Below are 18,800 nucleotides of genomic sequence, written 5' to 3'. Positions count from 1 at the left end.
CACCGGGTCCAACGCACAAAATAATGGCCACTGCGGGAGTGGCCACTCAAATCATGCATGGCAAGAGTTCTGAGGATTGCAGCAAGTGGCTTTCACTTCACTCGCGGGATAGCCGGCCTCTTCCAATGCCTCGATAATTTCGTCTGAAGTCAGACCGCTGGATACTTTTATCTTCTTTGCCATTAAGTCGACTTCAACCTTGGCATCAGACTGCAGCTGCATAATGGCTTTGTTCACCACGCCGGCACAATGTCCGCAGGTCATGTTTTCTACATTAAATTCAATCATTTTAGATCTCCTGTTGTGAATCTGAGCCACACGATAAATGTTGCCACGATGGCAATGTCAATAGGCTCGAAAAAATTTTTAAGGCGGCTGCTTGACCTTCCCATAATGGCAAGGTTTAGCCTTTAATCATCGCAGCAACTGAACCACCCAGGAGTAAGTAAAATGTCAACGACCATGCAACTCGCAGTAAAAGGGATGACATGTGCATCCTGCGCCGCACGCATCGAAAAGGCACTGCTCAATGTGAGCGGTGTTGTGAAAGCCAACGTCAATTTGGCAACAGAGACCGCCACGGTTGAAGGGCTCGCCAACGCAGCTGACATCACTTCCGCCATCATCAATGCTGGCTACGAAGTAGAAATGGACTCACGTCAATTCGAAGTAAAAGGAATGACCTGTGCCTCCTGCGCCGGACGGGTGGAAAAAGCACTGATGAAGGTGGCCGGGGTACACAGCGCCAGTGTTAACCTGGCAACCGAACAGGTGAGCATTTCGCTGCTGCAAAGCATCAGCAACGACACTTTGAGCGAGGCTGTCAGCAATGCAGGTTATGAATTGATCACGACTCAAGACCTCGTTCAATCTGAGAGTAAGCAGGACAAGCAACAGGCTTTCTATCAAAAGGATAGTTGGCCGGTCATTGGTTCGGCCATTCTCACCCTCCCCTTGGTACTCCCCATGATGGGGATGTTATTTGGCGCTGACTGGATGCTGCCTGCTTTTTGGCAGTGGCTACTTGCAACGCCAGTGCAATTTTATTTTGGTGCACGTTTCTATAAAGCCGGCTGGAAAGCTCTTAAGGCCGGTAGTGGCAATATGGACTTGCTCGTTGCCATAGGCACCAGCGCCGCCTACGGTTTGTCGTTATACCTCTGGTATAGCTTTGATGGCCACCATGGTGCGCCTCACCTGTATTTTGAAAGCAGTGCCGCCGTGCTCACCCTGGTTCTGTTGGGGAAGTTGTTGGAGAAAAGGGCCAAACGCCGTACAACCGACGCATTGCACGCCTTGGAAAATTTAAAGCCAACCACTGCCACGGTTTGGCGAAATGAGAAATGGCAATTATTGCCGGCAGCGCAGTTGACCTCCGGAGATCTGGTTAAAGTCCTTCCCGGCGATCGTATTCCGGTAGATGGTCTGGTTATCCGGGGTAACAGCCACGTGGATGAAGCCCTTATCAGCGGAGAAAGCATTCCACTGCACAAGTCCGTTGAAGAAAAGGTTACCGGTGGCTCTGTTAACCTGGATGGTGTGTTGGAGATAAAGGCGACAGCGGTTGGCTCCGAGTCTACGTTGTCAAAAATTATCCGTCTGGTGGAACAGGCCCAGGGCGCCAAAGCGCCTGTTCAGGCACTGGTTGACAAAATCAGCAGTATTTTTGTTCCGGTTGTTTTATTGATAGCCATTACCACGGTGTTGATCTGGGGCTTGTACTTAGGGGATTGGGCCCAGGGGATCTTGCATGCTGTTGCTGTACTGGTTATAGCATGTCCCTGTGCGCTGGGTCTGGCAACGCCAGCCGCCATCATGGCAGGCACAGGTACTGCGGCAAAACACGGTATTCTGGTTAAGGACGCCATTGCGCTGGAGCAAGCAACCAAGATTGACTACGTCATCTTTGATAAGACAGGTACCCTCACCGAAGGTAAGCCTGAGCTGGTACAAGTCACCGGATTCGGTGAGCAAGAAAAAGTCGTCATTGAGCAAGCTTATGGACTGCAACAGCACAGTGAGCACCCATTGGCGAAAGCCGTTATCAATCATGCTGTATTTCATAACGTTCCTTTACCGGAAGTGAATGAATTCAACGTGGTGGCAGGTAAAGGTGTAAAAGGTGAAGTCAACAATCGTAAATTGATGCTTGGCAGCAGTCACTGGATGCGTGAATTAGGCCTGGCGCTGCCGATGGAAAAAATTCAGGTAAAAGGCGCATCGGTATCATGGTTAGCCGAGTCAACAGACTCAGGTATCGTGCTATTGGGGCTGTTCTGCTTTGCCGATAAAGCCAAACCCGAGTCAAAGCAAGCCGTGAAAGCGCTTCAGCAAAGAGGGATAAAAGTCGCTATGCTGACCGGAGACTCCAAGGACAGTGCAGCACAGATAGCGGCTGAACTTAACCTGGATAATTATCAGGCCGAAGTATTACCGCAAGGAAAAGCTGAAGCTGTGGCACTATATCAGCAACAGGGCTATAAGGTCGCAATGGTCGGAGACGGGATAAATGACGCACCTGCCCTCGCCCAGTCAGATCTTGGTATAGCGATGGCGACTGGTACCGAAGTCGCTGTCAGTGCAGCGGCCATTACCCTGATGAGAGGGAACCCGGAACTGGTAGCTTCATCCTTAAACCTGGCATCGGCTACCTACACCAATATTCAACAAAATCTGTTCTGGGCTTTTGCATTCAATACCATAGGAATTCCGCTGGCGGCCATGGGGTATCTGAATCCGGTAATTGCAGGCGCCGCCATGGCTTGTAGCAGTGTGCTGGTTATAACCAATGCTTTACGCTTGCAGCGTAAAACCTTCTAGGAGGTGTGACATGAGTGCGTTACTGACGATTGGAGAAGCTGCGAAAACCAGCGGACTCTCCACCAAGATGATACGCCATTATGAGCAAACAGGATTACTGAAGAAATCCCCAAGGACAGACTCAGGCTATCGCCTATATAACAGCGAACAGATAAATCAGCTCAGATTCATCAGGCAAGCCCGCAACCTGGGGTTTTCCTTGAATGACATCCAATCCCTGCTTGGCCTGTGGCAGGACCCAAACAGGGAAAGCCGCTTCGTCAAGCAGCTGGCCACACAACATCTGGATGACATTAAGCTGAAAATCATTGAGTTACAGCATATGCAGCGGATACTGACTGAGCTTGCGGACAGTTGCTGTGGTGATGAGAGTCCCCACTGCAGTATCTTGCAGAAGCTCGCCATGCCGGATTAATTGATTAAACCAGATAGGCGCTGGGCTATTGGCATATCGATTCAGGCCAATTCCCAGCGCTTTTTCTGTCTATCCTATATTTGACCTTTCCTCGAGATTAGTACCAATCTCTTGATCAGATTGTCCGGCTTAAGCTGTCTGCTTGGCATACTCAACAGGCGACATGCAGTTCACTGAACTACGTGGGAGAACAAGGTTGTAATGATGACGCCATCTTTCGATTTTATATCTGGCTTCCTCTAAGGTTCTGAACCAGTGGTGGTTCAGGCATTCGTTCCAGAATTTGCCATTCAGGCTTTCCACAAAAGCGTTTTGTGTGGGTTTTCCAAGCTGGATAAAACCTATTGTGAGGCCCGTTTCCTTGCTCAAGAAAAACATGGCCTTGATGATTTGTTCTTCGGCGTAACGTTTTTTTATGTTGAGCTCTCCATTTGCTCCAGCGTATTGGAAATCTCATCAATGTCATGGGCTTAAATTGGGGGCGGCCAGCAGGAATGAACAGATTGCCTTACGGCAGGTATTTGCAAGCTAGCCGACATTGGGTAAGTTATTGAAACACAACCATCTTTATGGCCAAACTTATTCGCACCTGCTTTGGTACTTATTGAGTTTTACTATGAAATTGTCCATAACTCTTCCAAGCTCTTTAATGAAGTGATCTTCAGTTTCTGTCTGTCGAACAACCGTTTGTAATGCTACCGTCCGGATTAATCCATTTTGAAGAGGTAATTGAGCCAAATCTTTATTTTCGGGAAGTTGGAGAACCCAGAAAGGAAGCCAGGCAAATCCAAGTTGCTGTTTGACACAGCTAACCGCTTCGGAGAGAGAAGATACTGTTATTCGACTTGTACTCCCCAACCAACCTGAATTAGTGTTTGACCTGAAGCCTCCATCACGGATTACTATTTGTTTATAGGGTTCGAGGGCCTTTAGTTGCAAATCTTTTTGCTGCAACAGCGGGTGTGACAGATGTGCAACAGCATAAAGCTCGATCGTTGTTGCCAGTCTACCTGTATATCCACGAGGAATGAGACTGGCGATCCCTACATCTACGGTGCCATCTTCTAATAACTCCGCACATCGGGATAATGTAGTTTCATGTAATTGAATATTCAGCTCAGGGAACAGAGTATTTAGCTCATTTAAGATTTGGCCAAGAATAGGTCGGGGAAATAACGTGTCTACTGCCATTTTGAGTGATGACTGAATTTTTGCTTTCTGAGAAATTGCGTCATGTTCAAGGCTGTCGGCTTGATTCACCAGCGTCCTGGCGGCAGATAGAAGGCTTGCGCCGTAAGGTGTTATTACAGCCTTTCTTCCAATAACATTAAACTGTATTAGTCGCGACTTGATCTGACACATCATCTTGAAAAGGTGAGAGTTACCCGTTTTGATAAAGGTGTCGAATCTTCAATCAAAACAAAAGAGGTAACTCTCATGCTGCATACTAACAACCCCATCATTAAACACAAAGCAGGTTTGCTGAATCTCGCTGAGGAGCTCGGCAACGTTTCCAAAGCCTGCAAGGTTATGGGCGTGTCCCGTGACACCTTCTATCGCTATCGTGAACTGGTTGAGGATGGCGGCATTGATGCGCTTATCAACCGCTCCAGACGCACGCCCAATCTGAAAAATCGTGTTGATGACCATATAGAGCAAGCTGTCATTGATTACGCCATTGAGTTTCCCGCCTATGGTCAAACCCGAACCAGCAACGAACTGCGCAAGCAGGGCGTCTTTGTTTCCGGCAGCGGCGTACGTTCAATTTGGCTCAGGCACGGGCTGGAAAACCTCAAGAAGCGCCTGGTCGCATTGGAAGCAAAGATGGAGCGCGATGGCATCATTCTGACAGAAGCGCAGGTGGCAGCCCTGGAAAAGAAAGCCCAGGACGATGAGGCCTGCGGTGAAATTGAAACCCATCATCCTGGCTATCTGGGCTCACAGGACACCTTTTACGTCGGCAACCTCAAAGGTGTGGGGCGGATATACCAGCAGACCTTCGTCGATACCTACAGTAAGGTCGCCTTTGCCAAGCTCTACACCACCAAAACCCCAATCACCTCTGCCGACCTGTTGAACGACAGAGTATTGCCGTTTTTCGAAGCTCAGGCGCTGCCGATGCTGCGTATTCTCACTGACCGGGGCACCGAGTACTGCGGTAAGGTTGAGCAGCACGATTATCAGCTGTATCTGGCCATCAATGATATCGACCACACGAAAACCAAAGCCAGACATCCACAGACAAACGGTATCTGCGAGCGTTTCCACAAGACCATTCTGAATGAGTTCTATCAGGTCACGTTCCGCAAAAAGCTGTATAGCACACTGGAGGAGCTGCAAAAAGACTTGGACGAATGGCTGGCGCTGTACAACAATGAGCGCACCCATCAGGGCAAAATGTGCTGCGGTCGCACACCGATGGCGACATTAATTGATGGAAAACGGGTTTGGGCTGAAAAGAATTTAGCCCAAATCTAATCTGACAACGGCACCCCAAAATCGGGTAACTGTCAGATCAGGTCTGAGCTATTACAATTAAACAGCGGTTTACCAACAACCTGCTCTAATTTCTTGATACTCTGACTTATTGTTGGCTGTGTTTTGTGAAGCGAATCACCAGCTTGTGCAAATCCACCACAATCCACCACCGCTATAAAAGTCCGCCACTGTTCAAGAGAAATTTTATGCATATCGCCTTCCGTCTATTTGGGAGGATAAATCTCTAACTGCAGCGCCATCAATACACCATGAACTCCGCGATCAAGTAGCGCCCATCTTCCTACGGTGAAGCCCAAAATCATCTTTTCGACTTAATGTAGCTCGTTTATTTCAGATTTTTGTTCAGACTCATACCACTTACCAGCCTTTTCGGGTCGATTTCCCCATTATAGGTAGAGCTCTTCTGTGCTTGTATAAAATGGTTGACTCAAACCAGATTCTCAGGGTTAAAAACATCGCAGTTGATTGTCGTTTTAGCTCCCCCCTTATACCATGCTTTTACGAAACCAAACTGACATTAGATTGTCCCAGCATGTTCTTTCGCGGGCAATTCTTCAACGCATTCACCTTCTCGGGGTGCACGGGGATAAGCCAGTCTGCACTGGCATTTTTCAGTTCCTCGCGTTTTCGGCAGCCTGCTAAGTGGCATCCGCTGAAACAAAGATTTCTTCGCAATGCAGTAACTTGCCAACTTTATCGAGGTCTTGTTCTTTGGCTGCTTTTGGCGTCTCCCCCGATGTGCGCTTTCATCGCGAAATACCGGTGATTACCTTTCTTGTTTTGGTGTATGTCCATGCTGCTGCCATTATCTTGTTTTTGGTGGTATGGCAGTGACATTCACCATGGCTTCATCATTCAGGTTGTGCCATTGCTGTATGCAGGGCATGAACGCTATGGCTTTCTGCACATGAGGCCTGCGACCTATACCAGCCTTGGGTTACACAGGCATAAAACGCCACACAGTTTATCCGAGGCCCCCGATCCTGCCATGGGGGACTTCCTTTCTTATCTGATGGCGTTTCCGGGAAAACACACTGTCGGTAAAGGTCAGTTACAGGCTCATCCTGATGCTCATCCATGGTTCAGGTCACGACACTCACAACCGGGATATGTTCGCACCTTCCCCAGGAAATCATTGACGATTCACAGTGACGATTCAGAGCTCCTAATTATTCCCTTTATTTTCTGATTGGAAATGCTATGGGTCTCATCGGGGCGGCATCAGCACCGCGAAGCTTTAGCGAAGCAGCAACAAATGCAAACTCGTAAATCTGATCATGTGCCAATGACTCCAAATCAACCAGTTCAAGAATCGGTACTCCCATCTGAGTCAACAGATAAGTGTGGACCGGAACATAGTTTCCAGAAACCTCAGAGGGAAAAGCTTCAAAGCTTAAGTTATCCGCACCAATAATCATGGCATTAGCTTCTTCAGCAAGATAAATAGCAGCATCCATACCCAGCCCTGGTGAGTTGTTCATATATGTACTTGCGTTATCAAAGTTTTGCATCCGCCCGGTTCTAATTAGGACAACATCACCCTTCTGCAACTCTATGTTCTGACTTGCCAAGACAGTTTTGATATCATTAGGTGTCACACGATAGTTATCTGGCAGCATATTTACGCCTTTTGCTCTCGGCAAATCCAATAAAACGCCTCTCGCAATAATTGGCGGAACGGTTTCAGCGCCACTGCGTTGCCAGCCTTTATCTCCAAGATATTGGTCAGCTGAAAAGTGATTATAGATTTTTCCATCCAGACCAAAATGACTAAACATATCAATGTGTGTGCCGGTGTGGCTATACATTGAAAACGCACTACCTGAGTAACTGACGTGTCTATTAACCTCATGCCCCATATTGAGCACGTTATCAACAACCGCGCCACGAGGCGTATGAGTCATCCAGAATTGATAATGCGGGTCACCTGCTGCTTGCCAGCTCGGCATGCCAACAAAATACTCAACGGCTAGATCATAAACCTTACTGGCATCAGTTCTTGTCATGATGCCAGTCCGTGATTCTGGAGTCATCATGTTTAAGCGGCCAATTTCATCATGCTCGCCCCAAGGACTATTTCCAACCTTTTGCACTGGAAAATCAGCAGCAAAGCTTGTAGAAGATAAAAACATGTTGAATACTGAAACTGCTATTAAAATATTTTTGTTTCTCATAATACGTTTCCCTCTGTTAAATTACTAAAGAAAGCTCTGACTCTATTAAATTCTCTAATTGCGGCAGACTTAATGACTGAGAAATGAGCTTGCGGCAATTAACTAATAATGTTGGTATACTCTTAATTCCAAAATTTGCTGCGCGCTCAAGGTCTCCCTCTAAAGCGTTAACATTTTCAGCAGAGTTTAGAACAGCGTGAATGTGCTCGGCAGGTAGGTTAAGTTCCTTTACGATCGAGTCTAAAACTGAGGTATCAGAAATATTCTGGTTGTAATAAAGATGCGCTTTCTGCACCGCATCAAAAAACTCCCAATGTGCATCTTGACCTGCTGCATTCTCTACCGCTTTGGCATAGAGAGCCGACAAGTAACCATTCGGATAGTTAAAACTTGTCGCACGCATTCCTTCGATGTTTATACTACCGGGGTCATCGGCAAAAGATTTACAACTTTGCCAATGTTGCAAAATTTCCATCTTAGCCAGCGCCAATGAACCAAACCTTGCAATCATCTCTTGGTCGTTGCGCTGTAAAACGAACGCTCTGTGAGTAATGCTAACAGGATATCTCGCTACAATGCTTCTGAGACGAGGTGACATTACGTAACACCAACCACAAACTGCATCATGAAAAAATTCGATTTGAATCATATGAATCTCCAAGGAAAGTGTTAATAGGTCCTGGCGGCACTCTGGCATTGAAAGCGACCAGAAAAACATGCCAAGGCCAGTAGAAGTTGAATAACACCCAAATATCGTTGCTATCAAAAACCCCGCCGGGCATGACTTACCGCAGTACCGGCGGCGTTAAGAAATAAGACTATTCGCTGCAAACTGCGTCTTGCATCTGGCAACTGTAAGTTCACACAGAGCACTGACTGGACATCTACATACCTTCCATGGAAGTTTACGATTGCAGCCAGATTTAAAATAATGATGAATTCTTTGGGTACCTATAGAAAAAAATTATCAATTAGGGGAGATATGAATAAGTGCCTGATATGATATCTAAGTGTTTGTGTGACCTTAGCAGTGGTGCCTGGAAATTACAGCAAAGTCAGGCCGCATCATTACAATGGTGATTTAAGCCAAAATGAGCCAGAGAGAAGATACTGGCCTAGCTATAAACCTGCGGTCAGTATTACTTGACCACTACAAAGCACGCGAGGCAACTTCCATGATAATACTGTGGCAGAAACCTTTTCCAGCTGCTGAATTGTGGGAGGACTAATCGTAAAATCTACTCAACCCGTGCAGAGGCCAGAAGTGATGTGTTTAATTGCATCGAAATGTTTTACAATAGCAAACGAAAACATAGTTCCAATAATTATCTGTCAGACGTAAAATATGAAACCCGATATCGATCACGGTTGGGGATTTTCTCGTATGTTGGTGGCAATTCAGCCTTAGGATCTTGGGAGACTCTCAAAAGCGATACTTTTTTGAGCCGTTTATTTGTAATTTTAGAGCAGGAGTAATTATGGCGCATATGCAAATAGAAGAAATATTTGATTACTGTATTAAGGAGTATAACGGGCTAGTCCTAGATAAAAATTGGGGTGAGAGAGGTGTTTTTTACAACCCCGGCAAAGTATTACCAAAAGGGATCTATGTTCTGACAATTAAAGAAAAAGATGGTCCAAACGATAAGGCTTCAAATGTAAACCGGGAGAATGTTTATCGACTCAACTTAGGTTTGAGCAAAGCATCCTTTGTAAAACTATTCGGCCCTCCGCCCCAGAGACCATCGGCAGGCTCAATCGTATATACCGGCCATAACTTTGAAGCTTTGAACGAGATCACACCACACCCGGTTTATGGCTGGATGTCGTGGGTTGCGGTGTTAAATCCAAGTGTAGAGACCTTCGAAAGGCTTAAACCACTAATATCAGAAGCAGTAGCCCTTGCAAAATTAAAATTTGAAAAAAAGGCCAAAAATACCAGAGAACGCTAAAAAAGGTTTTCAAGCGTGTTAGTAGCGACTTGGCCTGACTCATCATCTTAAGGAAGCTGCGATTAAGTAGTCAGCTTCTCCCTACCTTACTTTCCAAATCATCTTTTCTACGTTCTGAAGCTCAACTTTCCAATTTTCAGCTAAAAATCGTTTCTACGCGGCTAATTTGAGTCCTGTTCCAGGCGAATTTTCCCATTTTAGGTAAATTTTGCCAGTGCACTTATTAATTGGCCAACTCGAACCAGATTCGCCAGGACGAATAACATCGCTAGCTGACCGAATAACATATTATTATTCGGCCAAAGATCAAACAATTATGCGTAATTCTATCTAAGTAGGATAAATTTCAGATGTTAAGCAATGATATACGCTCAACTTCCAGAGCCGATATCACTTCAGGTAATTTACCAAGCCTTTCTACATAGCGTGTTAACTCATGGAAATGTTGTACTTGTTCTACTGCAGCGTGGCCCCATCTAAGAAAAGGCAGCAAATAATAATCTGCCAGGGTCAGTGTGTCATCCAGCCAATAGGTAAACTGGCCTAACTCCCGTTCCAAACACTCAAAACTGCCAATAAGTCTTTGCATGGCCGCATGTGAGATCTGTGCTTGTATATCACTATTCTCTGTGAACCTTTGGGGCCGCCACAGCGCCGCGAAATCCTGATGTAATGAATTGGATAACCAGTTCATTTTTTGCAATACACGTGCATGTAAAACAGGATTGCCTGGCAATAATCCCTGTGGATGCTGCTCAAGCCAGAGAAGAATTGCCATGGCTTCTGTTAGATAGTGATCGGAAAATTCCAACACAGGAACACGTTGAACCGGGTTTACTTTGGCAAAGTCCGGGGTTAAATGGTTGCCTTTTTTAAGGTCAACCAACTCTGGTTTATATGCCACACCCGTAGCTTGCAATTTGACTTGCACTGCGAGGGAGCAAGCCCCCGGAGAATAATAAAGCGTGTACATCCTGGCTCCTTACAGAGGGAAAAGTTTTTAAGGCATTATGCGCTGGAGCGGTACTGGAGGTTATTTCAACTGGCCTTGGTATCACCTCCCCTTTTCGCGAATATCTGGTGTGAGACGATCTCCTGCTCAGGTATATGCGCCATCTTAAAGGCGATTCATGGGCTTTTAATGCCGGATAACAGATAAAAATCATGTTATAAATACGAATCCATAAAAAAGTACCCAGCCCCGATTAATCTTTATTTAGGTTGGGTACTTTGTTTCTTTCTGTATTGCGTGTTACACAGGCGTTAGCTTTGCTTGCTCAAGGCCAGTCTTATACCAAAGTATAAAAATAAGCCTCCTGTAAACCTTGTTAAGTATTTAGTAATACGCTTGTCCTGTTTCAATCTACGACCAATCGATGATGATGACCATGCTAGAAAGTGACACCATATCATTGCATTAACATTGAAAATCAATCCTAAATACAAGAATGAAAGTTCTTTGTTTGGCGCATCAACTGAAATAAATTGTGGAACAAAAGCCAGGAAAAACAATGCTACTTTTGGATTTAATACGTTAGTCAAAAATCCTTGATAAAAGATTGTTGATAATGACACCTCTTTCTGTGATTGAAGCTCACCAGTAACATCATTCTCTTTGTTAAGTAACATCACACAGCCTATGTATAGCAGATAAACACCGCCTAACACTTTAATGATTGTGAATGCCATTGCTGAAGTAGCTAGCATTGCTGACAATCCAAAAGCGGCTGCAAAAATATGAATAAAAGTGCCCGCACCGATACCTAAAGCGGCTACAGAACCTGCACGAAAACCCTGTCCAGCACTGCGCCCCATAATATATAGAGAATCAGGCCCGGGGATCATATTTAGAGCGATTCCTGAGACAACGAACAACCAAAGATCAGTAACGCCAAACATTCAGCACCTCGATATCTTCCAGTAAAGCTCCAGGGCGGGATTCCACTTTGTGCATAATTTAGCCAAAGAGCAGCTCTGAACGAAATACAGGGCTCCAAGCTGCACGCCGGCGCTTACCTGCAAGGCTGTCTTTCTTGCCATTGTGCTGTTTTATTGCACTTAGTGCCGCACGGTTGAATAGGGCCAAATGTTTAGCACCCTCTGGATCTGACACTTTCAAAGCATCCTCGCGAAAAACAACGTCCAGCACCCAGTGCAGTTGGTTCTCAACGGCCCAGTGGTCGCGGATTGTGCGAGCTGCTTCCTCAGCGTCCACTGGCAGGGAGCTGACGTACCAACGTGACGAACATGATGTGCTACCATTAACAGTCCGCTCGCTGGCGACCTCTATCAGTGACTTTATATGGGGCCATTTCTTTTTCAGGTCTGGTGACAACTCGGCTTCAGTTTGCATCACGGTCCTGCACTCCTTGCGGCCATGACCGGTGTTGGACTGTTCATACGTTTCCAGTTCCTTTGAGTCATAAAGGTTACGGAATGACGCCTGCACTTCCTCAAGCAGCGCTTTTTGATTGGACTTCACCTGGATCACGAAATCGCCTTTGCGCTGTGTAATTGTGCTCATGGTGGCGACCTGGCAGTGCAACGCGTCGAGCGTGACAATTGCGTTATCCAGTGCCAAGGCATCAATCACGTTTCGGGCAATCTCGGCTTCTTTGCCTTTGGTATTCGAACTGTCCTGATAAAGCGTGACACCGTTGCTGACATCGAACGCACTGACGACATGAAGTGCATTTTTAACGTCGTCACTCCACGCACCGCGCATCGTTTTACCGTCAAGAGCGATGACCGACTTACCTTCGCTCTGCCGTTTCTCGTTGATCCAGCTGAACACCGTTTGCAGCAGAAGCTCACTATCCAAGGCTTTGATAATGTTGGCGATACAGTGTCGTCTGGGGATACCATACTCAAACTGGCGGTACTGCCGTAACCAGTCGAGTTGTTCTTCACCGAACTCCTGGATCGACTTCCAGCCGGTTGCACCGCTGAGTACGGCAGAGAGTGTCAGGAAGACTACGTCAACCAAGTTGTGTTTAAGATTGATTTCCTTACGAGGATCGGGCAGTGTTTCAAGGTGTTCCAAAAGATTCATGTCTGTCAGCTGGTTATGACTAATGCTGATCTGATCATAAGGCTGTGTAAAAGTTCAACTCAAAGTGGGATCCTGCCCTGAGTAAAGCTCACAGTGCAATTGCGCCACCAAAGCTGCGGTATATGGCAACCAACCGGTTAAAGCTTTGCTGTTGCAACACCGCCAGCTGATCGCGGGCACGCAGCTGTTCACGCTCGGCATCCAACAGAGCTAAAAACCCTACAGTGCCTGCTTTGTATCGATCGCGAACGATGTTAAGCGCCTTGTTGCTGGCCTGCCACTGCCGCTCTGTGCTCAATTGCTGTTCACGGCTTAAGTTGTAGCTGTTCAGTGATAACTGCATTTCGTTCAGCGCAGTAAACACCTGCTGCTCAAACTGCGCCAGCGCCATTTGCGTGCTCGCATCTGCCTGACGAATTCGGGCTTTCACTGAGCCTAAATCGGCGGCTTGCCAACTCAGTGTCGGGGCCACGAACCAGCTTTGTGAATCACCATTCAGGTTTAAGCCCGGGCCTGAGACAAACCCCAAAAAGCCGCGTACCGACAGACTCGGGTATAAATCTGCCGTTGCCACACCAATTTGTGCCGTGCTGGCCGCCAGTGCACGTTCGGCAACCGCGACATCGGCGCGGTAACGCAGGTAATTTTCCCCGTCGACCAGAGCTACCGGTTGTTTCAGCCCCGGCAGATGCGGCGCCGTCGTTATCTTTAACTGGCCGGGCTGCTTTGCAAGCAGTGCTGACAAGGTCGCTTCCGCCGTTAACAATGCGGTGCGATACCCCGGCACAGCAGCCTGTACCTGATGCAGCTGCACATCGATTTGCGCCAGCTCCAACTCAGATGCCATGCCGGCCTCCAGCCGCGCCAGCACAATGCCCCGGCTTTGCTCAAGGTTATGCAGGTTTTGCTCGGCCACCACCAGGCGCAATTGCGCGCCGCGATAATCGCCGTAGCTGCTTGCCACCTGACTTATCAGTTGCAATTGAGCGTCCTGCCAAAGCATCTCAGCTTGCTGGGCATTGGCCTGCGCCGCTTCGGCAGCGCGGCGGATCTTGCCGAATAAATCCAGATCCCAGCTCAGATTGCCACCGGTTGTATAACCGCGACTCACCACCTCATTATCGGCGCTTGATACAGTGGCATTTTCACTGGCCTGATAGCCGGCATCCAGACTGCCCTTGGGCAGCAAATCATTATTGGCATCGCGAAATACTGCATAGGCACGTTCAACGTTGGCCTGTGCCTGCGCCAGGGTACGGTTTTGCGCTAATGCCTCTGAAATCAGCTCATTTAAGGCCACATCGTCAAACGCCTGCCACCAGCTTTGCAGCTTATCCGCGCTTTGATAGGTTGAGCCGACATGAATATCCGCCACCTTAGTTGGCGACTGATAGTCCGGCCCGACGACACAGGCACTGACTGATGCCACCAGTAGAGCGATGGCCGACAATTTCATTAGATTACGCATGGGCACCCTCCGCAACATCATTTCCGTTAGCCAGTTGTTTTACCTTTGTCTCGCCTCTTTTCGCCAACAAGTAGTAAAACAGCGGCGTTAAAATCAGGCCGAAAATCGTCACGCCTATCATACCGGCGAATACTGCCACCCCCATGGCCTGGCGCATTTCCGCGCCGGCACCGCTGGAGAACACCATAGGCACCACACCCATAATAAAGGCGATGGAGGTCATCAGAATGGGACGTAAGCGCAGGCGGCCAGCTTCCAGAATGGCTTCCAGCGCGCTCATGCCGTGGTCTTGCAGCTCTTTGGCAAACTCGACAATCAGAATGGCGTTCTTGGTCGCCAAACCAACCAGTACAATCAGGCCAATCTGGGTAAAGATGTTGTTGTCTCCACCGTAAATCAGCACACCGCTCAGCGCCGATAGCAACGTCATCGGGATGATCAGGATGATCGCCAGCGGTAAACGTAAGCTTTCATACTGGGCAGCCAGCACCATAAACACCAACAAGATCACCAGCGGGTAGATAAATATGCCGGCGTTACCAGCCAAAATTTGCTGATAGGTGAGTTCCGTCCACTCGTAGGTCATGCCGTTTGGCAAAGTCTCGGCCAGAATTTTTTCCATCAGAGCCTGTGCTTCACCACTGCTGATCCCCGGCGCTGGTCCACCATTGATTTCGGCGGTAGTAAAGCCGTTATAGTGCATCACCCGATCCGGGCCCGCGCTGTTGGTCACCTTGATAAATGACGCCAGCGGGATCATTTCGCCCTGGTTATTACGCACTTTCAGCTGACCAATTTGCTCCGGCGTCTGACGGAACTGCTCATCGGCCTGCATATTGACCTGATAGGTACGACCAAATTGGTTGAAGTCATTGACATACACAGAGCCCATATAGGCCTGCAGCGTCTGGAACACTTCATCCAGTGCCACGCCCTGCTGTTTGGCTTTGGTTCGATCGATATCCAGATCCAGCTGCGGCACATTCACCTGATAACTGGAGAACACCCCCGCCAGCTCAGGCGTTTGCCAGGCTTTCATCATTACCTGCATGGTGACTTTATACAGCTCTTCGTAGCCAAGGTTTGCCCGGTCCTGGATTTGTAATCTGAAGCCACCAATGGTGCCAAGCCCTGCCACTGGCGGTGGTGGGAAAATAGCAATAAAGGCATCTTCAATTGCAGCAAACTTCTGGTTCAGTGCGCCGGCAATCGCATTGGCCGATAATTCTGCGCTGTCGCGAACCTCAAAGCTGTCGAGTCCGACAAATATCACGGCACTGTTAGGGCTGTTGGTAAAGCCATTAATATTAAGCCCCGGAAAAGCAATCGCATCTATTACCCCTAGGTGGTCCAGTGCGATAGACGACATGCGCTTGACCACAGCATCAGTGCGTTCCAGCGAGGATGCATCCGGCAGCTGGGCGAAAGCCACCAGGTACTGTTTATCCTGCCCCGGAACATAACCTGTTGGTGTAGTCGCAAACTGCAAGCCTGTTAAGCCGACCAGTGCGATATACAACACCCCCACAATGGCACCGAAACGGATGACTTTGCGCACCAGATAACCGTAACCTGCGGACAATCGGGCAAAGAAACGGTTAAAGGGACCAAATAACCAACCGCCCAGCAATTTGTCCATGGCGCGGGTCAGGCCATCTTTTTTCTCGCCATGACCTTTTAACAGCAGTGCCGACAATGCCGGACTCAGCGTTAACGAATTAATGGCCGAAATAAAGGTTGAAATGGTAATGGTGAGGGCAAACTGCTTATAAAACTGACCGGTTAATCCTGACATAAAAGCTGTCGGAATAAACACCGCGGCCAGTACCAACGTTGTGGCGACAATCGGACCGGTCACTTCTTTCATGGCCTTTTGTGTCGCAGCGACCGGCGATAAGCCGTCGCGGATATTGCGTTCAACGTTTTCCACTACCACGATGGCGTCATCCACCACGATACCGATGGCGAGCACCAAGCCAAACAGTGACAAGGCGTTGAGTGAAAAGCCCATCAGCTGCATAAAGGCAAAGGTACCGACCAGCGATACAGGTACCGCAACCAGCGGAATAATAGAGGCGCGCCAGGTTTGTAAAAACAGCACAACCACCAATACCACGAGCAATACGGCTTCAAGCAGGGTTTTGACTACCGCTTCAATCGAGCCACGCACGAATACCGTTGGGTCGTAGACGATGTCGTAACTCAGCCCATCGGGGAAGCTTTTTGCCAGCTCGGCCATTTTGGCGCGTACATCATCGGAGATTTGAATCGCATTCGAGCCCGAGGCCTGGAAAATCGGAATGGCAACCGCTTCCTTGTTATTGAGCAAGGAGCGCAGCGCATAGGTTGACGCGCCAAGCTCCAGGCGAGCCACATCCTTTAAGCGGCTGATTTCACCGTTCTGGCCCACTTTGATAATGATATTTTCAAACTCTTCCACTGCCGCCAAACGGCCTTTGACATTGATCAGCAGCTGAAACTCGGCCGCACCACTTGGCTGCGCGCCCAAACTGCCGGCCGCCGCCTGCTGGTTCTGCTCACGAATGGCAGCGGTAATTTGTGCCGGCGATAAGCCCAGTGCCGCCACTTTATTCGGATCGAGCCAGATCCGCATACTGTAGTCGCCGGCACCAAACAGTTGCACCGAACCCACGCCTTCAATACGCGCCAGCTCGTCTTTGACGTTCAGCGCGGCATAGTTGGACAGATACAGCATGTCGTAACGCTCATCCGGTGAGGTTAAATGCACCACCATGGTTAAGTCGGGTGATGATTTCTCTGTCACCACCCCCAAGCGCTGTACTTCCTGCGGCAGGCGCGGTTTTGCACGTTCAACCCGACTTTGCACCTGGGTTTGTGCCAGGTTGACATCGGTACCAATGGCAAAGGTGACGGTCAATGTCATACGACCATCCGAGGTGGCCTGAGAGGACATATACAGCATGTTTTCCACACCGTTAATTTCCTGCTCCAGTGGCGAGGCCACTGTTTCGGCAATCACTTTCGGATTGGCACCCGGGTAATTGGCGGTAACCACCACTGTGGGTGGTACCACTTCCGGATATTCAGTAACCGGCAGCTGCCACACAGCGATGGCGCCGGTAATAAAAAACAGCAGAGATATTACAGCGGCAAAGATCGGCCGCTTAATAAAAAATTGCGATAACATGCTCTACTCCTTAACCGCGATTAGGGGCGATATCAGAGGTTGCAGCCAAAGAGGATGCCGCCTGATCCAGCATCTGCTGAGCGTCCTTTAGCGCCGCCAGTTGCGAGGCAGTGGCCATGTCCACCAACTTAGGCTCAACTTGCATACTTGGGCGAACGCGCTGCAGGCCGTTCACCACGATGCGATCAGTAGCCGTTAGGCCCTTGTTCACGATGCGCAAACCATTGAGTTTCTCACCCAGCTCGATTGCCCGGTACTCCAACAGGTTAGAGTCGTTCACCACCAAGACAAACTTGTTGTTTAAATCGGTTCCGATGGCCTTTTCATCAATTAACACACCATCGTAAGAGGCACTGCTTGCCAGGCGCAGTTTGGCAAACAGCCCGGGTAACAACTGATTGTCGTTATTGGCAAAGCTGGCACGCAGGCGAATGGTGCCGGTCTGCGCATCGATGCGGTTATCGACAAAATCGATATAACCTACGTGGCTGAAATTACTGTCATCGGCCAGCGCCAAATACACAGGGTTAGCCTGGGCATCACGGGTGTCGACACGTCGACCGTCCTTCGCCAGGCGGGCGTACTTCAGGTAAGTTTGCTCGTCCACATCAAAGTAAGCGTACATTTTGTCGGTGGAGACCAGGCTGGTCAGTTGGGTTTGGCCGGCCGTGACATAGTTACCTACCGTCGCCATGGCATAAGAGACCCGACCACTGATGGGTGCCGTCACTTGGGTGTAGCTCAAATCCAGCTCGGCGCGCTCCAGTGTTGCCAATAACGCGTTTACATTCGCAGCGGCTTGCTGCTTGCGCGCTAAACGGTTATCCAGTTCTTCCGCAGAAATGGCTTGTTGCTCGCTTAATGTCGATGCACGAGAATACTCAGCATCGGCCAGCGCCAACGCACTTTTCGCACTTTGTAATTCGGCTTTTAACCGCGTCACTTCAGCAGTAAATGCCCTGGCGTCTATTTGAAATAGCAAATCACCTTTTTTGACGAGAGCGCCTTCAGTGAAGTGCAATTGCTCTATGTAACCCGAGACTTTTGGCGTCAAGCTAACATTCAGCGGTGCTTGCAGACGCCCTGTAAAATCATCCCATTCGGTAACGCGCTCAAAAACAACCTTGGCCACACTGACCTCAGGCAAAGGGAGCTCATTAGAAATGGGGGCCGGATTGTTGCATGCAGATAAGACGGCAGCAGCAATACTTCCAAGTACTATGGACTTAAATTTACTTCTCATAATTAATA

15 protein-coding genes and 3 pseudogenes are annotated in these 18,800 nt (G+C 48.4%); 5 read left to right on the top strand and 13 right to left on the bottom strand.

The window, feature by feature from the left end; genetic code table 11:
• Nucleotides 1-51: 51 nt before the first annotated feature.
• Nucleotides 52-288 (bottom strand): heavy-metal-associated domain-containing protein, encoded by a 237-nt coding sequence (locus tag JQC75_RS08995; protein WP_203327034.1) that lies wholly within the window; start codon nt 286-288, stop codon nt 52-54.
• A 162-nt stretch (nt 289-450) separates the two neighbouring features.
• Between JQC75_RS08995 and JQC75_RS08990 the strand changes: the two genes are divergently transcribed.
• Together JQC75_RS08990 and cueR are read left to right on the top strand one after the other, a co-directional pair.
• Nucleotides 451-2,820, top strand: coding sequence for a heavy metal translocating P-type ATPase (locus JQC75_RS08990; RefSeq protein WP_203327033.1), 2,370 nt, complete (start codon nt 451-453; stop codon nt 2,818-2,820).
• Nucleotides 2,821-2,830: 10 nt separating this feature from the next.
• A complete protein-coding gene (cueR, locus tag JQC75_RS08985; RefSeq protein ID WP_203327032.1) occupies nt 2,831-3,235 on the top strand; it encodes a Cu(I)-responsive transcriptional regulator in 405 nt (134 codons plus the stop codon).
• Between the two features lie 129 nt (nt 3,236-3,364).
• Here cueR and JQC75_RS08980 read toward each other — a convergent pair.
• Nucleotides 3,365-3,619, bottom strand: a pseudogene (locus JQC75_RS08980) (integrase core domain-containing protein); the annotation flags it as partial.
• Between the two features lie 195 nt (nt 3,620-3,814).
• A complete protein-coding gene (locus JQC75_RS08975) occupies nt 3,815-4,495 on the bottom strand; it encodes a substrate-binding domain-containing protein (protein ID WP_203327030.1) in 681 nt (226 codons plus the stop codon).
• Between the two features lie 177 nt (nt 4,496-4,672).
• Between JQC75_RS08975 and JQC75_RS08970 the strand changes: the two genes are divergently transcribed.
• Nucleotides 4,673-5,713 (top strand): IS481 family transposase, encoded by a 1,041-nt coding sequence (locus JQC75_RS08970; protein WP_203324101.1) that lies wholly within the window; start codon nt 4,673-4,675, stop codon nt 5,711-5,713.
• Between the two features lie 32 nt (nt 5,714-5,745).
• Here JQC75_RS08970 and JQC75_RS08965 read toward each other — a convergent pair whose 3' ends face one another.
• The 4 genes and pseudogenes from JQC75_RS08965 to JQC75_RS08950 all read right to left on the bottom strand — a co-directional run bounded on the left by JQC75_RS08965 (nt 5,746) and on the right by JQC75_RS08950 (nt 8,557).
• Nucleotides 5,746-5,925, bottom strand: a complete 180-nt coding sequence (locus tag JQC75_RS08965; RefSeq protein ID WP_203327029.1) for a helix-turn-helix domain-containing protein — start codon at nt 5,923-5,925, stop codon at nt 5,746-5,748.
• 236 nt (nt 5,926-6,161) lie between these two features.
• A pseudogene (locus tag JQC75_RS18905) lies at nt 6,162-6,785 on the bottom strand (hypothetical protein).
• 127 nt (nt 6,786-6,912) lie between these two features.
• Nucleotides 6,913-7,908, bottom strand: a complete 996-nt coding sequence (locus JQC75_RS08955; protein ID WP_239002122.1) for a cyclase family protein — start codon at nt 7,906-7,908, stop codon at nt 6,913-6,915.
• 16 nt (nt 7,909-7,924) lie between these two features.
• Complete coding sequence (locus JQC75_RS08950) at nt 7,925-8,557, bottom strand: DsbA family oxidoreductase (protein ID WP_239002121.1); 633 nt, start codon at nt 8,555-8,557, stop codon at nt 7,925-7,927.
• A gap of 507 nt (nt 8,558-9,064) precedes the next feature.
• Between JQC75_RS08950 and JQC75_RS18900 the strand changes: the two are divergent.
• Both JQC75_RS18900 and JQC75_RS08945 read left to right on the top strand, forming a co-directional pair.
• A pseudogene (locus JQC75_RS18900) lies at nt 9,065-9,267 on the top strand (IS3 family transposase); the annotation flags it as partial.
• A gap of 119 nt (nt 9,268-9,386) precedes the next feature.
• Complete coding sequence (locus tag JQC75_RS08945) at nt 9,387-9,860, top strand: DUF6194 family protein (protein WP_239002120.1); 474 nt, start codon at nt 9,387-9,389, stop codon at nt 9,858-9,860.
• 346 nt (nt 9,861-10,206) lie between these two features.
• On the opposite strand, the gene JQC75_RS08940 is transcribed toward JQC75_RS08945, so the two are convergent.
• The 6 genes from JQC75_RS08940 to JQC75_RS08915 form a co-directional block, all read right to left on the bottom strand.
• On the bottom strand, nt 10,207-10,833 hold the full coding sequence (locus tag JQC75_RS08940; RefSeq protein ID WP_203327027.1) for a glutathione S-transferase family protein: 627 nt from the start codon (nt 10,831-10,833) through the stop codon (nt 10,207-10,209).
• A gap of 290 nt (nt 10,834-11,123) precedes the next feature.
• On the bottom strand, nt 11,124-11,759 hold the full coding sequence (locus JQC75_RS08935) for a LysE family translocator (RefSeq protein ID WP_203327026.1): 636 nt from the start codon (nt 11,757-11,759) through the stop codon (nt 11,124-11,126).
• A 58-nt stretch (nt 11,760-11,817) separates the two neighbouring features.
• Nucleotides 11,818-12,912 (bottom strand): ISAs1 family transposase, encoded by a 1,095-nt coding sequence (locus JQC75_RS08930; RefSeq protein ID WP_203324635.1) that lies wholly within the window; start codon nt 12,910-12,912, stop codon nt 11,818-11,820.
• A gap of 88 nt (nt 12,913-13,000) precedes the next feature.
• Nucleotides 13,001-14,380: an efflux transporter outer membrane subunit gene (locus JQC75_RS08925; RefSeq protein ID WP_203327025.1), complete on the bottom strand. Its 1,380-nt coding sequence runs from the start codon at nt 14,378-14,380 to the stop codon at nt 13,001-13,003.
• On the bottom strand, nt 14,373-17,549 hold the full coding sequence (locus JQC75_RS08920; RefSeq protein ID WP_203327024.1) for an efflux RND transporter permease subunit: 3,177 nt from the start codon (nt 17,547-17,549) through the stop codon (nt 14,373-14,375). Before JQC75_RS08920 ends, JQC75_RS08925 begins: the two co-directional genes overlap by 8 nt.
• Before the next feature lie 10 nt (nt 17,550-17,559).
• Nucleotides 17,560-18,792 carry an efflux RND transporter periplasmic adaptor subunit gene (locus JQC75_RS08915; RefSeq protein ID WP_203327023.1) on the bottom strand — a complete coding sequence of 411 codons (1,233 nt, stop codon included), beginning with the start codon at nt 18,790-18,792 and terminating at the stop codon, nt 17,560-17,562.
• Between the last annotated feature and the right edge of the window lie 8 nt (nt 18,793-18,800).

The organism is Shewanella litorisediminis (genome assembly GCF_016834455.1).
GTDB lineage: Bacteria > Pseudomonadota > Gammaproteobacteria > Enterobacterales > Shewanellaceae > Shewanella > Shewanella litorisediminis.
Note: the sequence above shows the minus strand (reverse complement) of the source record. Positions and strands in the feature narration are given on the sequence as shown.